The organism is Emticicia sp. TH156 (genome assembly GCF_002855535.1).
GTDB classification, from domain to species: Bacteria; Bacteroidota; Bacteroidia; order Cytophagales; family Spirosomataceae; genus Emticicia; species Emticicia fluvialis.
In genome coordinates this window covers 211949-226392 of record NZ_PKRS01000008.1, presented here as the reverse complement: position 1 = coordinate 226392, position 14444 = coordinate 211949, and the positions used below count along the sequence as shown (strand labels likewise).

The window sequence follows — 14444 nt, the reverse complement described above, 5'->3', positions numbered from 1 at the left end:
ATAATGTAGTACAGTGAAATAAACTACAGCGCAAGAAGTTTTGGATGGGAGTTTCTGCCAAACAAATGCAAGCAGAAGGTAAATCTGGTGGAGAAGATGGGACTCGAACCCACGACCTTTTGACTGCCAGTCAAACGCTCTAGCCAACTGAGCTACATCCCCTTATTTTTCAAAAAAATACTCTGTTATTTTTTGAGTGCACAAAAATGCGAAATTTTTCTAAAAATACAAACATTACCAGCCGGGAATCATAAAATTAATTCCGGTTACTCCACTTTGAATTTTCCCGTTATAAATAGGAAACGCCAGGTAGGGTTCCAGAATGAGGTATCCGAGTGCATTAATTCGTAAACTTACACCTGTGCTCATGATAGGTTTTAATTTAAGATTTTGTTTTTCACCATCGCTGAAAACATATTCGTACTTCTTACCGGGCGAACGTGCGTCGTCCCACACCATACCCATATCAAAAAAGAAGTTCAGGTCAGTTGGCACATACATAAAATCAATCAGAGCCAGTTTTTTCGGCCCTGTAAAAGGCAAACGGATTTCAAAGTTGGTTAAACCCATCTGAGACCCCTTCAATTGCTCTTCACTCAAGGCCAGGGTAGAGGTCTGGTTGCTCAACGCCTTGCCCCAAAAACCATGCATATACCAGGGGTATCCGAGAAACATCGGGTATAATCTATTATAGTCTTCTATGTTTTTGGTTCCTAATCGGCCATAATAATATAGTCTGGCGGCAAGAGTAATGGGCTTCAGATACTTATATTTTCTGTAATCGGCCGTAATAGCGTTATGCGCTATGTCACCAAAATATCTTGAAAACTCAAAACGGTAACGATAACCATTCAACGGTGCAGTGGTACCAAAGGTACTGTTGTCTCCAACATAGGCTATGTATAGTTTTTGCAAGCTAAACGGAGAAAACCCTTTGCCTTCAAGCTCGGCCTGTGATATACGCTGAGGTGTTAAACTACCACGATAATAACTGCCTGCCGAAGAACTTACGCCATAATAATCGCTGTAAACTCTGCCACTATAGCTATACCAATTGGCGCTGCCGCCTACTTCAATTCTTTTTGAGGTGCTAAGCGGATAAAAAGCGAACAGGCCTATTTCATTGATAAACAAACGATACAGATTATAGCTCGACTGAATGAGGGAATCGCCTGCCGGAATACCCAGGCTTGCTTTAATGGCAGGGTCTGTAATGTATTTATTAGTCTGCTGATAATCAGAAAAACGATAAGGTATACGAGAAAAACTGGCACCCCATTGCAACGGGTTTTTCTGATTCAGATAGGCAATCTGCCCGCCGAAATCCTGTATTTCGCCATTGAGCGCCAACACACCCGATACCTGATTATTGTTCAGCATGTCGCTGGCAAGCCCAACCACACCTCCGCCAAGCCCTGTACCCCAACGGCTGGTAGATACTCCTACACCCGAACTACCCAGGTAATCCAGTTTAAATCTGGGAGTATATTTTAATGTTTTCAGTCCTTTCTCTTGTACCCTGCCTAGCAATTTATGTTTATTCAGGTTATTATCTACAATATTTCTACCTTCCTTCCATTCATAGGGGGCAAGGGTGTCCGCCCTTTTATCAATAATATTATCCGCGGGTTTGGCGGTAAACTCCTCTGGCCGGGCCACATACAAATTGTACTTACCTGCCTGAAAATACGAATACACCAAAGCACCGGTTTTAGCAGCAATGCTCACGGCAGGCGAATACATGGTAATACCGCTGATTCCCGTAAAATAATTACTCAGTTTTTCAGTTCCCCCATTTCCTAAAGAATATCGGTAAAGATTCCTGAATCCATCTGCATCTGATAAAAAATACAAAAAGTTTCCATTTGGGTCAATCAGCGGATTAAGATTATCAGCACCCTGCAAAAAAGAGAAATTTTCAATTTGTAGCGTGTTTAAATCCAGTTTTGATATTCCATAACTGGCTTTCTCTAACCGGGTGGCATTACTGGCCCTGTCAGACACGAAGTAAACCGAACGGCCATCGGGCGACCAAGTGGGTTGAATATCAGCATACTCGTCGTTCGTCAGGTTTTGTACCGACTCTTCTTTGATATTGAAGGCATACAAATCGCTGACGCCGTTCATCAGCCCGGATACTACAATGGTGCTTCCATCTGGCGACCACGCAGGATTTGAAAAAGAATCTACCCCTTTCAGTTCAAAAGTGCGCTTGTTCCCGTTGGCCACATCTACTATCGACAGCTTATTACGCCCCTTACTCTGAATAACCAATGCCAGATTTCTACTATCCGGCGACCACGCCCCGGCAGTTTCCAGAAAACTGTAAGAGTCTACGTGTGAGCCAAACGAAGTACTTTCTATTTTACGTACTACCTTACCGGTATGGGCTTCGGCAATAAAAATATCTAGAGAAATAACATTTTTTGAAGAGATGTAAGCCACAAAATTGCCATCAGGGCTAATGGTGGGTGACAGATTCATTTCTCCTGCATTTTTAACTGAGGCAATTTCTCTGCCAGTGGGTGTAGAAGTAGTGCCTACCCGTAAAGGAGCATAAGTATCTGTCATTACTTTTTTCCAGCGGGCAGAAAACCGGTCAATATCCACTTTCAGATTTCGTCTGAAAGCCGCCTCAATGCCATAGCGGGCGGTTTCTTTAAACAATGGGCGAATCATGTCGTCGCCATAGGTAGCGGCTACGTAAGCCCAGAAGGCCTGCCCCCATCTGTAAGGAAAATACTTATATTCTTTGGTAACCAGATCTTTAATAGTAGGTATGTCGTCATTCATTACTGCATCGCGCATCCACATGGCTGTATGGGCATCAACCCTTCCCAGCGACATATACTCTGCCAATCCTTCAACCATAAACAGGGGTAGATTCTGAATATTAGCCAGGGTGGTAGAGTCGCCCGATGTCATCAACTGATACTGAAATGCGTGTACTAATTCATGCCCCAATACATGGTCAGTTTGCCGTTTAGAATACATCATGGGCATAACTACCCTGTTGCGTAGCCCCTCAGTTACTCCGCCTGTTCCTTCTCCAATTTGTCCGCTTATAGCCGTTGTCTCCTGAAAATCCGGGTGATTCTGATAAATAATTATAGGATTAGGTTTAATAAACGCCAGTTTGAAAACTTCCTGATGAATTTTGTACCAATGCTCACTGTTTATCATCAGTTCGTTCGGTACGGTATTATCTTTAAAATAGTGGTAGAGTTCGAAATGAGGGCTTTGTAAAACTTTAAAACCAAAGGACTTGTAGCGAGGTTTATTTTGGCCGAAGTATTGTGATTGCGAAAAGGCTATATTGCTGATTATCAATCCAATGGCTACCAAATAAACGTTTTTCATACCTTCTTTGTAGTGTTATTTTCTCATTATAACGTAAATAAAAAGAAAATAGCTTAAAACTGCATCTAAAATTATTTAACAAATTGTGGGCGGCAGGCGCGCGCAAATCTGGCCTTCCAGTAGCTGTTCATCATGTTGTCTTCACGTACGCCCTTGCTTGATGACGCATGAATAAATATTATTTCGTCTTCACTTCTAACCTCGGTTACAATGCCCGAATGATTTATTTCATTGCTGGTGGTGGCAAAAAATACCAGATCGCCCTTCTGAATATTCGGTATATCGATAGCCGGAAAAAACTCTGATTGCTGGCGCGACACCCGGGGCAATTTCATACCAAACTCTTTAAAACTGTTGCAAATAAGGCCTGAACAATCAATGCCGCGCTGGTCGTTTCCACCACTTCTGTAAGGCACACCGGTATATGAACGGGCTACTTTTATGAGATTCGCTGTAGACATCAGCGTTGAGGCTTCAGCTTTTGCTTTTACTTCCGGCTGCTCATAAGGCACCCTGGAAGGCACCGTTCTGGTGTTGGTTCTGGTTCTAAATACATGGCAGGCAGATAAGCCTAACACCAGAAACAACAAACAAAGTAATTTCAGATCTTTTTTAAATTTAAGCACGTCAGGAAAGCATTTTATAATTCTAACGAGAAAATTAGGTCAAATTATAAAATCTAAGAACTTTTTTCTGATGATTTTTTAAATGCAATCTACAATATTACCGGTAACTCCACCCAAAGCTGCCATATCAAAGCCTTCTAAACTGTTTTGCAAACAAGCCATTTTGGGTTATGGTTATGTAAAAAACAGAATGCGGCTGCCAGACAAAAAAAATAATCAAAACATTGATGCCTTCTTTTTTTTAACTCTAAATTTGTCTTTTAAATCAACCGAATTTTTTACATAAAATTGTGGTTGAAATATTTAAGGCGTTGTATATGTTTTTTTATCTAACTTAGCATACATAGTGCAAATAAAACAATTTTCATTTGCCCGCCACATGCATTTTGATAAGGTTCTATATAGCTTAATTACTCAAATAAAGCTTTAATACATGCTTTCAAACCTTCTGATTAAGAATTATGCATTGATAGAGCAACTTGAAATTTCTCCGGATGCTCATCTTAATATTGTTACAGGTGAAACAGGTGCAGGAAAATCTATCATGCTGGGTGCCATAGGTTTGCTGCTCGGAAACCGCGCTGATGTAAAAACCCTCTATAACGAAACCGAAAAGTGCGTAATTGAAGGCACTTTTTCGATGGATGGCTTTTATATAAAAAATATTTTTGACGAAGAAGAACTAGATTTCGAGAATCCCTGCATTATCCGCCGCGAAATAGCCCCGAGTGGAAAATCAAGGGCTTTTATTAATGATACGCCCGTAACACTTGAAACACTCAGGAAAATAACCTCGCAACTGATGGATATCCACTCCCAGCACGATACCATTCAGCTGGGGTCTAACGAATATCAGTTAACCATTGTTGATACCTATGCTCAATGCCACGACAGGCTGGTTGAGTACCAGGAAAAGTACCGTACTTACCGTAAGTTGCAGGATGCCTACGAGCAATTGCAAACAGATGCTGACCAGAATAAAAAAGAATTTGAGTTCAACAGTTTTCAGTTAGACGAACTCGTAAAAGCTAAGCTGGAAGCAAGTGAGCAGGAGCAACTGGAACAGGAACTGAACATTCTGGAACATGCCGAAGAAGTAAAACTGAAACTAAAAACGGCTCATGCTTTTCTGACCGATACCGATAACGCCGTGCTCTCAGCATTGCAAAGTGTGGTGGGCAATCTTAATTCTATTGCAGGTTTTTCGCCAGAGTACCAGCAGTTTAAAGACCGCATTCAATCTTGTCTGGTTGAACTGAAAGACGTGGCGCGTGACATAGAAACAGAAGAAGAAGGCATAGAACTAGACAGCGAGCAAATTGAAACTACCCAAAGCCGTCTGGATTTGTTGTTTAAACTACAGCAAAAGCATGGGGTAAAATCAAATGCTGAATTGCTGGAGATTCAGGCTGTTTTAGAAGAAAAAGTAAGCAAAGTACTGAACCTGAGTGAGAATCTGGCCGCAGCCAAAGAGCGCGTAGACAAGGCTTATGAAACCGCATTCAACATGGCTGAGGGGCTGTCGGCAGCGCGGCAGAAAATTTTGCCTGAAATTGAAAAACGCGTGGTGGGCTTACTGATGGAATTGGGCATGCCTAACTCAACCCTGAAAATACAACACCAAACAGGCAAACTGACTACCGACGGCATTGACCAGATACACTTCCTGTTCAGCGCTAACAAGGGTATTACTCCGCGTCAGTTAAAAGATGTTGCTTCTGGTGGAGAGTTTTCTCGTCTGATGCTGGCTATCAAATATGTTCTGGGCGATAAACGTTCTTTACCGACCATCATCTTTGATGAAATTGACACCGGGATATCTGGCGAGGTAGCTATTAAAGTAGGTAAAATGATGCTTGAAATGGCACAAAATCTGCAAGTTATTGCTATTACCCACCTGCACCAGATAGCAGGCAGAGGTACCAGTCATTTCTATGTTTATAAAGACAACAGCTCATCAAAAACCATGAGCCGTATACGACAGTTGAACACCGACGAGCGGATTATTGAAATAGCTAAAATGATTGGTGGCGAAAACCCATCTGAAAGCGCTATCCATAGCGCAATAGAAATACTAGGTATAAGTGTATAAATTTTTGTAAACATAAATTTTTTCCAATGAAAGCGCTACTTTATATATTACTTGCTGTGATTACGTTCTCTTGTGCCAATAAATATGCCGAAGAAGCAGCAAAGCTGAAAACTGAAACCTTTAAGTTACACGATGAGATAATGCCTGTAAGCATGGAGCTGGAGACCTATCGTAATAAGGTAATGAAGAAGGCAGAGACGATGGATTCTACTGCAAAAAATCAGGCACTTGAAATTTCTAAACAGCTTGACCAGGCTTATACAGACATGGAAGCCTGGATGCCAAAGCTGGGAGACGCAGCCGATATGAAAGACGGCCAGGAAAAAGTAACTGCGCTCACAGAGTTAAAAGCAGAGGGCAACAAGCTAAAGCAAAAAACAATTGATGCCAGAAAAAAAGCAGAAGATTTTCTGAAATAAGAATTCAAAATTTTAAATCCGGCCCCTGCCTCAACCGGTGGGGCCTTCTACTTTATGAAGCACCTGATTCTACTCATGGTAGCGCTTAGCTGTGTACTCGGAGCCTGCCAACCAAAAAAACTGCCTATTCTGGGCGAACGCCAGTTTATTAATGGCGACTCGGTTTATCATACTATCCCCGATTTTAAGTTTATTGACCAGGATAGTACCGTGGTAACTAATCAGACCTACAAGAATAAAATTTATGTGGCTGATTTCTTCTTTACTACCTGCCCTACTATCTGCCCAATCATGAAAACGCAGTTGCTCAGGGTTTACGAGAAATTCAAGGATAATCCGGAAGTAGGTATTCTATCGCATACCATAGACCCAAGACATGACTCTGTAGCCGTTTTAAAGGCTTATGCCAAACGTTTGGGCGTTGATGGCAAATTCTGGCATTTTGTAACAGGCGAGCGTGACAAAATTTATGAAATGGGGCAAAAAGAATATTACGTAACAGCCGGTGAAGACTCTACTGCCGCCGGTGGTATTATACACAGTGGCGCCTTTATACTGGTCGACAAAAACCGCAGGGTAAGAGGCATGTACGATGGCACTAAAGAAAAAGATGTGAGCAGATTGATAAAAGATATGGGTACACTATTGAAAGAAGAGTAAGATTATGAATAAATATCTTAAAGTGCCGGTTTTGGTTTTATCTGCTTTATTTTTGCTCAGCAGCTGCCAATCGGCTGAGCAGATAAAGCTGGAACAATACTACATAGGTGGCAAAGTAATTTATGAACAGAATTGTGCCAATTGCCATCAGAAAGATGGAAAAGGATTACAAAACCTGTATCCACCTCTTGCCGGTAGCGATTACCTGCAAAACAAGGCACAGGTTATCAGAGTTATCAAAAACGGCCTTACAGGTGCAATTAAAGTTAACGGAAAAATTTATAACCAGCCAATGCCCGCTAACAGTCAACTCCAGAATCTGGATATTGCAGAGGTAGTTACTTACATTTATAACGAATGGGCTAATGAAAAAGAAATAACCACCGTAGAAGAAGTAGAAAAAGCCTTGAAACAACCCTGATTAATTACTGGTGGTATCTTGTTCGGCCTCTGCGCCACCACCTGTTGCAACCGAATCAATGGCCAATACGCCGGTAGTTCGCCTCATGGTAAAGTGAGTAAAATCCTGATCACCTTCCATACCTATACCATGTATTTCATCAAAGCGGGTTTTGATGATAAACGGATGGTCTGTAAATATTTTTCGCTTGGTTGTGGACCAGTTGAGCAAATCGGTTGAAAGGCTTTGCTGTTGAAGACGGTTGAAGAAAAAAACGTTTCCCATTACCCGGTACAATCCTTCACTTTTAAAATAACGACCCGAATCTCCTCTCAACGAAGAATACTCCACTCCGTTTTTGTCATAAAAGGTTACATATACAGCTTTAGGGTAAACCTCATCTTCGGTCTGTAACTTTATCTGTCTGGCTGTTGTAACTTTAACCGTAGTTTTGCCCGAATCGCTCATCATAATAGCCAGGTTATCAGTTACCATCAGAGGGCCATTGTAAACCTGCACAGGGCCGTTTTTTTTCTTATCTTCGCATGAAAAAAGAATCAAACCCACCACAACAAAAATTACCGGCAACAGGCATCTGAAACCAGAGATAGGCATATTTTTCATAGCCTGAAAATTAATCTATTTTCGATTTTAGGAACCACCGGGTATCAATCAACGAAAACCCTAATGATAGTTTCACGTAGTTCTCTTTAACTAATCCATTGCCCGCCACACCCCGGTTTCCTAAGGCCACGCCGAAATCTATATAGCTTAAGTTTCTGAAACCAAGTGGGGTAGAAAGGCCGAAAGAGATGCTTCTGTCAATAACCTGTGTATTATTGATAATATAAGGAGTCTTAACCTGCTGGAAACCAACGCGGTAAAACACCTGGTCGAAATAGGCAGTTGAAGTAACCTTTGGCAAAAACTCAATACCTGCGGCAAATCTTTCGCTGGCTGTAAGGCTGGGTTCTGCAACACCCTGAAAATTACGGTACTGTTTCCAGTCTTGTTTACTATATTCCAATGCAAAAATCCATTTCAGAGGGCTTTCAAGGCTGATACCTAAACTATACTGCGAGGGCAAAATCATATTTCCGTTGGCAATACCTAATGTATCCGGTTTTTTAAGAATCTGCGGTCCATTCTGGCCTTCAATAAGTGTAGTTAAACTTCTTAGCTGGTTGGCGTTCAGTTTGCTTTGAACCTCATAAGTACCCCCTACATTTAAATACCATTTTTCGGCCAGTTTTTGTTGCCATACAAAACCACCTTTAGCGCCAAAGCCTTTGGCATTAACCCGGTCTGTGTAACGAAGATAATAATCTTCGCCATCATTCAGGAGTAATCTTGAGGTGGTATCGCGGCTGATATTACCAAAATAATAAGCGCCCTCCACACCAATGTATAATGACTTGCCTATTAAATGACCAGTACCCAGCGTTGCTTTGGAGAATCCGCCACTACCTTTGTAGATATACTGCACATTATTGGTTGTACCTGTTACAGGCTTAACATATCTTGCTTCATACTCAACACTTGAATTTGGTCTTAGCCCCAAAGACATACTCCATTTTGGTTTTAAAGGAAACGCCATCATTACTTGGCTTAGGTTTACACCGAAGTCAGACTGTGAATTTGTTCCGTCAGATAGTGTACGGTACTGACCACGCATACCCGTGCTGAAGGTAACAAAGCGGTTTTTTGCTAACATGGCAGGGTTAGCAGTATTCAGATAGATACCATTACCAAATGTTAAGCCTGTTCCACCCATGGCATCACTGGCAATAGAGCCGCTTGGAGCAATGTCGCCGATTCCCAGGGCAGAGTAAGGAGAGTTACCGGTTAGTCTTGCTTCTTTTCTTTGAGCAAATGTATCAGTAATTACCAGTGTGCAAACAAAAAAACAATTAATGAGTAGGAGGTTTTTCAACATTGTATCGTAAAATTCGGTTTAGCCCTATCAGGACTAAATTTGGTATCAATTCAATTTTTGTATTTTCAATCAGTTTTTTATCTGTTGAGCCCGCAAAGTTCGGCTTTTTTATTTGACTTTCAAAGAAAGCGGCATCACCACCACATAAGATTACGTTACAATCGCCCAGTTTAGCGTAATTTTCAATCATCCCGTTTACTTCAGCAATGATTCCGTTCACTACTCCACTCTGAATACTCGTTATCGTACTTTTGCCTATCAGCGCCGGAATCTCGTCTGCATGCACAAGGGGTAATCTTTTTGTAAACGTATGAAGCGACTCAAATCGTATTCTCATACCCGGAGAAATTATCCCGCCTCTGAATGTTCCTTTGCCGGCATCTGCTGAAACATAATCATACTTTATGGCCGTTCCCATGTCAATTATCAGACAATGGCTGGCCGGGTACAGAAAATTAGCCCCCACCGCTGCAGCCAGTCTGTCGGCTCCGAGTGTTTCCGGGGTATCATAATCTTTCTCAACCGGCACCCGTGTCTGGGGTGTCAGTATCAGTTTACCAAATGGTGCGTGTTCAAAGATAGCATCTAATTCCTGTTGATTACGGGTAACAGAAGAAATGATAATGCTTTTAACTTTTTTTAACGTAAGAAAATCCCTCAGGGCCTCCAATTCAAGCCCTGAAACTACCTCAAGCAGTTCGTCCTCTTCAAAAAGGCCCACTTTGGCAAAGGTATTTCCTATGTCTACTGCTCCGAACATATCTGGTCTTCCGGTTTCGCTGCTGCTATCTTCTTTGATTTCTTTCTTATAGCCTTTGGTCTTTTAACTAATTCTACCTCATACCCCAATAACTCTCTGATTACTACTGATGCACAAACACCCCCAAAAGCAGCCGGAAGGTAAGAGATAGTGCCATAGGCAGACCTTTTAAAATTGCTGCCGTCGGTTAATATGAGCGAGTCGCGTTTTACTGTTTCAACAGAAAAAACCGCTTTTATACCCGAGTAAACTCCTAATTTTTTAATACGTTTTCGCACATACTGTGCAAACAGGCACTCGTAGGTATCATATAAATCGGCAACAAAAAGTTTGGTAGGGTCTACCTTTCCGCCAGCTCCCATAGAACTCACAATTTTTTGCTTTTGTGCATAAGCCGTAGAAAGCAGCGTGAGTTTAGGTGTAATGCTGTCAATGCAGTCCATTACGTAATCATACTTTACTTCCAGGATCTCGCGACATTTGGCTGGTGACAGAAACTCTCTCACCACATTCAACTTAAGTTCCGGATTAATAGCAAGCAGGCGTTCTGCCATAATATCAGCTTTTGACACCCCATGATTGGTAGACAAAGCCGGCAATTGGCGATTCCGGTTGCTGGGGTCTACCACGTCACCATCAACAATGGTCATTTCCCCTACCCCGGCGCGGCAAATAAACTCGGCTGCAAATGAGCCTACACCACCTAAACCAACAACCAGCACGTGGGCATTTTGTAATTTTTCGATTCCTTCTTTTCCGACCAACAGTTCGGAACGAGACAACCAGGCAGGCATTTTCTTAAAGAGTAGTAATTTTAGGTTTAATAAACCTCAAAGGTACACACAATATGCTTCTCATGCTATATTTCTTGTTTTAAGGCCGCTGTTTCTGCGGTTTGCAATAATTATTTTATACAGAAGGGCTTCCAATAAAACACCATACAACTTCTTTGCTTAGCGGTTATCTCTGCTTATTTTTTACTATTTTTAGTTCAAAAAATCTGGTAAGAACCATAGATTTATTGCCATCAGAAACGGCAGCTCTACTTACCCTGAAAAACGGTAAAGTAAGAAAAGAAGAAGCCGCCTATGGCTCATCTTTTCTGTCGCAGTCGTCGCGCAGTGTCATCATCCCTTCTGATGTTTCACAGGTAGAAATTCTTGATAACTCAGGGAAAAAACGGGTAATAAAACCGTAAAATAAATTATTAACTAAGGGCCGGTAATGCAGCATTACCGGCTTTTTTTGTTTATATGCGTACATGTGTTATTGTTACATTCTGAATCAATGGCTGTGATTGTTATAATTGCATATTAGAAAAATCATATATTGCACTTTTTGGGGTTACATAATCGTCATAAAATCGTGGTTTATATGCTGATTCTTGGCATAAGTCGATTCTTCAACTGTATTCAATTAACTGGGTTGTAAATTGAAAAGTATTTCAGCCAAACCTGAAATACCATCCATCATTCAACTGAAACAAAACTATATGAAATCTAACAGAAGAAATTTTATCCAGAAACTCGGTTTAGGTGCAGCCGGGGTCGGTACTATGGGTATGGGCAGTGCTTTGCCCTTAACTGCTCATACGCAAGCGTTTGGAATTAAAGAAAAAGACGATGAGCAGATATTGTTTGTAGGTGATAACATAGCGGTAGCCAACACAAGCTATGGCAAAATAAGAGGCTATATTTTAAGAGGTGTTCATACTTTTCTGGGTATTCCTTATGGCGCCGATACAGGCGGCGAAAACCGTTTTATGCCTCCGCAAAAACCAAAACCCTGGGCCGGCATCAAGCCAACCGTATGGTGGGGTAATACGGCTCCGCAGATAATGGAAAAACGCTATGCCGACCAGTATGCCTCTTTTGTTGACCACTGGAATTATGATGATGTGAGCGAAGACTGCTTGCGCATAAATGTCTGGACACCGGCTCTGGACACCAAAAAAAGACCTGTAATTGTATGGTTACATGGTGGCGGCTTTGTAAACGGAAATGGTATTGAGCAGGATGGATACAATGGCGAAAACATCAGCCGCCTGGGAGACGTGGTTTTTTGTTCGCTCAACCATCGCCTTGGGTCTCTGGGTTTTACCAATCTGGCTGGTGTGGCCGGTAGCAGGTTTGCTGCATCTGGCAATGTTGGTATGCTTGATATCGTAGCGGCATTAGAGTGGGTTAAAGAAAACATTGCCAATTTTGGCGGAGACCCCGGCAACGTAACTATCATTGGGCAGTCGGGAGGTGGTGCTAAGGTTTGCACCCTGATGGCCATGCCTTCAGCGAAAGGCTTGTTCCACAAGGCTGTGGCACTAAGCGGTACCACCCTGAGCGGTGTTAATAAAGAATATGCCGAAAAACTGGGCGCAGCTGTGTTAAAGGAGGCGGGTCTGGGGCCAAACGAGGTTGACAAACTACAGCAGATTCCGTGGAGACAATACATTGATATAGCCAACCGTGCAGTGGCCTCTTTGGCTGACGAAGCCAAAAGACTTAACCTGCAAAGAGGCGGCTACGCTCCTGTGGCAGACGGGCAGTTCCTGAGCGATAAACCCTTCTTCTCTGATGCCGGGCATTTTTCGGCCGATGTACCTCTTATCATTAGTACTACTTTTAACGAGTTTGCCCCAAGCAGAACAGACGCTTCTCTGGAAAAAGTAACGCTGGCAGATGTAAAAGAAAAGCTAAAACCCAGATTTGGTGATAAATCGGCTGATATTGTAGAGGCCTATTCAAACGCATTTAAAGATAAAAAACCAATTGAAATCTGGTCAATGATTATCAGCAACCGGAAAAACGCCATCGCAGCAGCCGATGCCAAGGCGTCTCAGAAGGCACCGGTATATGTTGCCTGGTTTGGCTGGCAGCCTCCGCTGTTTGATGGCCGCATGAGGGCGTTCCATTGTGACGACATCTGTTTCTGGTTCTATAATACAGACCTGATGCTTACCCACACCGGCGGTGGGGCAAGGCCACGGCGGTTGTCAGAAAAAATGGCGAAGTCTTTTCTGAATTTTGTTCGCACAGGTAACCCGAACGGTGGCGGCCTGCCTGCATGGGCACCTTACACTTCTGCCAAAGGCGAGACCATGATTCTGGATGACGTATGTATGCTTAAAAACGATCCGGATCGTGACGCCCGAAAGGCAATAGTTTAGATATAGAAAGCGGATACAGCTTATTGAGCGGTTTTTATCTGTAAAACATTGGTAATGAATATAAAATAAACTTTTTGTGTAATGTTAAACAGAAGAGATTTCCTTAGGAATTCAGGGGTATTAGCGCTCGGAGGCCTTGCATGGCAGGGGCAGGCAAAAGACCTGTTAAACTTCAGGCCAAAATTTGAACCGGGCGTTCAGTTGTTTACCACTTTGTCGGTCATTGATAAAGACGTAAGCGGTACGCTTAAGCAGATAGCAGCTATCGGCTATAAAAATATTGAGTCGGCATTTAGCATGAAAGGCGGCTACTACGGCATGAAACCCAAAGAATTTGCCACACTGGTAAAAGACCTGGGCATGACCTGGCAGTCGCACCATGTAATGGGTGCTCCGTTCAGAATGCTTATGCCTGCACAAACCGACCCCAAAGCCCCTGCAAGACCAATGCCCAAACTACCGCCAATAAAAGACCTGATGAACAATATGCAGGAAGTAGTAGACGATGCAGCCGAAGGCGGAGTGAAATACCTGGTATGTGCCACAACCCCGGTTAAAACGCTCGATGAAGTAAAACAGTCGCTTGAAGTACTGCAAAAAACAGGTGAAGCCTGTAAAAAAGCCGGTATTACCTTTGCCTTTCATAATCACAGCGCTGAGTTTGAGCCGGTTGAAGGCCAGTTGCCGTTTGATGTTTTTGCCTCTCAAACCAGTGCTGATATATTGAAGTTTGAGCTTGACATCGCCTGGGCTATCAAGGCAGGTGTAGACCCTGTGGCTTTGTTTGCCAAACATAAGGGGCGGTTCCCGCTCTGGCATGTAAAAGACCTTAGCAAAGACAAACAGATGCCTGTTGAAATTGGCAAAGGATACATTGATTATACACCTGTGTTTGCTGCAGCCAAAACAGCCGGAATGAAATACTATTTTGTTGAGCAGGATGGCGCTCCGTCGCCGGTTGATAACCTCACTACCAGCTACAATACCCTGAAAAAGGTAGTAGGGGCATAATTTCAAAACACTAATTA

Annotated in this window: 13 protein-coding genes and 1 tRNA gene; 7 read left to right on the top strand and 7 right to left on the bottom strand. The window is 42.5% G+C overall.

What is annotated here, in order from left to right:
* Positions 1-85: 85 nt before the first annotated feature.
* From C0V77_RS16205 to C0V77_RS16195, 3 genes are all read right to left on the bottom strand, one after another.
* A tRNA-Ala gene (locus C0V77_RS16205) sits at positions 86-162 on the bottom strand.
* A gap of 72 nt (positions 163-234) precedes the next feature.
* Positions 235-3360 (bottom strand): PD40 domain-containing protein, encoded by a 3126-nt coding sequence (locus C0V77_RS16200; protein WP_101727389.1) that lies wholly within the window; start codon positions 3358-3360, stop codon positions 235-237.
* Positions 3361-3431: 71 nt separating this feature from the next.
* Positions 3432-3986: a C40 family peptidase gene (locus C0V77_RS16195; RefSeq protein WP_229236300.1), complete on the bottom strand. Its 555-nt coding sequence runs from the start codon at positions 3984-3986 to the stop codon at positions 3432-3434.
* 433 nt (positions 3987-4419) lie between these two features.
* On the opposite strand from C0V77_RS16195, the gene recN reads away from it, so the two are divergent.
* From recN to C0V77_RS16170, 4 genes are read left to right on the top strand one after another with little or no spacing between them, the layout of a single operon-like run.
* Entirely contained in the window at positions 4420-6078 is a 1659-nt protein-coding gene (recN, locus tag C0V77_RS16185; RefSeq protein ID WP_101727387.1) for a DNA repair protein RecN, read from the top strand.
* A 26-nt stretch (positions 6079-6104) separates the two neighbouring features.
* The gene (locus C0V77_RS16180; protein WP_101727386.1) at positions 6105-6497 is read left to right on the top strand and encodes a hypothetical protein; all 393 of its coding nucleotides are present in this window, start codon (positions 6105-6107) and stop codon (positions 6495-6497) included.
* A 54-nt stretch (positions 6498-6551) separates the two neighbouring features.
* The gene (locus tag C0V77_RS16175) at positions 6552-7157 is read left to right on the top strand and encodes an SCO family protein (protein WP_101727385.1); all 606 of its coding nucleotides are present in this window, start codon (positions 6552-6554) and stop codon (positions 7155-7157) included.
* 4 nt (positions 7158-7161) lie between these two features.
* Entirely contained in the window at positions 7162-7578 is a 417-nt protein-coding gene (locus tag C0V77_RS16170; RefSeq protein WP_101727384.1) for a cytochrome c, read from the top strand.
* Here the strand turns inward: C0V77_RS16170 and lptC are convergent, their stop codons facing one another.
* From lptC to C0V77_RS16150, 4 genes are read right to left on the bottom strand one after another with little or no spacing between them, the layout of a single operon-like run.
* A complete protein-coding gene (gene lptC / locus C0V77_RS16165) occupies positions 7579-8181 on the bottom strand; it encodes an LPS export ABC transporter periplasmic protein LptC (RefSeq protein ID WP_101727383.1) in 603 nt (200 codons plus the stop codon). It abuts the gene before it with no gap.
* A gap of 10 nt (positions 8182-8191) precedes the next feature.
* Positions 8192-9493, bottom strand: coding sequence for a hypothetical protein (locus C0V77_RS16160; protein WP_101727382.1), 1302 nt, complete (start codon positions 9491-9493; stop codon positions 8192-8194).
* Positions 9468-10253 (bottom strand): type III pantothenate kinase, encoded by a 786-nt coding sequence (locus C0V77_RS16155; RefSeq protein WP_101727381.1) that lies wholly within the window; start codon positions 10251-10253, stop codon positions 9468-9470. Before C0V77_RS16155 ends, C0V77_RS16160 begins: the two co-directional genes overlap by 26 nt.
* Positions 10238-11047, bottom strand: coding sequence for a ThiF family adenylyltransferase (locus C0V77_RS16150; RefSeq protein WP_101727380.1), 810 nt, complete (start codon positions 11045-11047; stop codon positions 10238-10240). The genes C0V77_RS16155 and C0V77_RS16150 overlap by 16 nt, the downstream gene beginning before the upstream one ends.
* A 155-nt stretch (positions 11048-11202) precedes the next feature.
* On the opposite strand from C0V77_RS16150, the gene C0V77_RS22960 reads away from it, so the two are divergent.
* The 3 genes from C0V77_RS22960 to C0V77_RS16140 all read left to right on the top strand — a co-directional run bounded on the left by C0V77_RS22960 (position 11203) and on the right by C0V77_RS16140 (position 14427).
* Positions 11203-11451 carry a hypothetical protein gene (locus C0V77_RS22960; RefSeq protein WP_143706114.1) on the top strand — a complete coding sequence of 83 codons (249 nt, stop codon included), beginning with the start codon at positions 11203-11205 and terminating at the stop codon, positions 11449-11451.
* A gap of 294 nt (positions 11452-11745) precedes the next feature.
* Complete coding sequence (locus C0V77_RS16145; RefSeq protein WP_101727498.1) at positions 11746-13416, top strand: carboxylesterase/lipase family protein; 1671 nt, start codon at positions 11746-11748, stop codon at positions 13414-13416.
* Between the two features lie 81 nt (positions 13417-13497).
* Positions 13498-14427, top strand: a complete 930-nt coding sequence (locus C0V77_RS16140) for a sugar phosphate isomerase/epimerase (protein WP_101727379.1) — start codon at positions 13498-13500, stop codon at positions 14425-14427.
* The last annotated feature ends 17 nt before the right edge of the window (positions 14428-14444 follow it).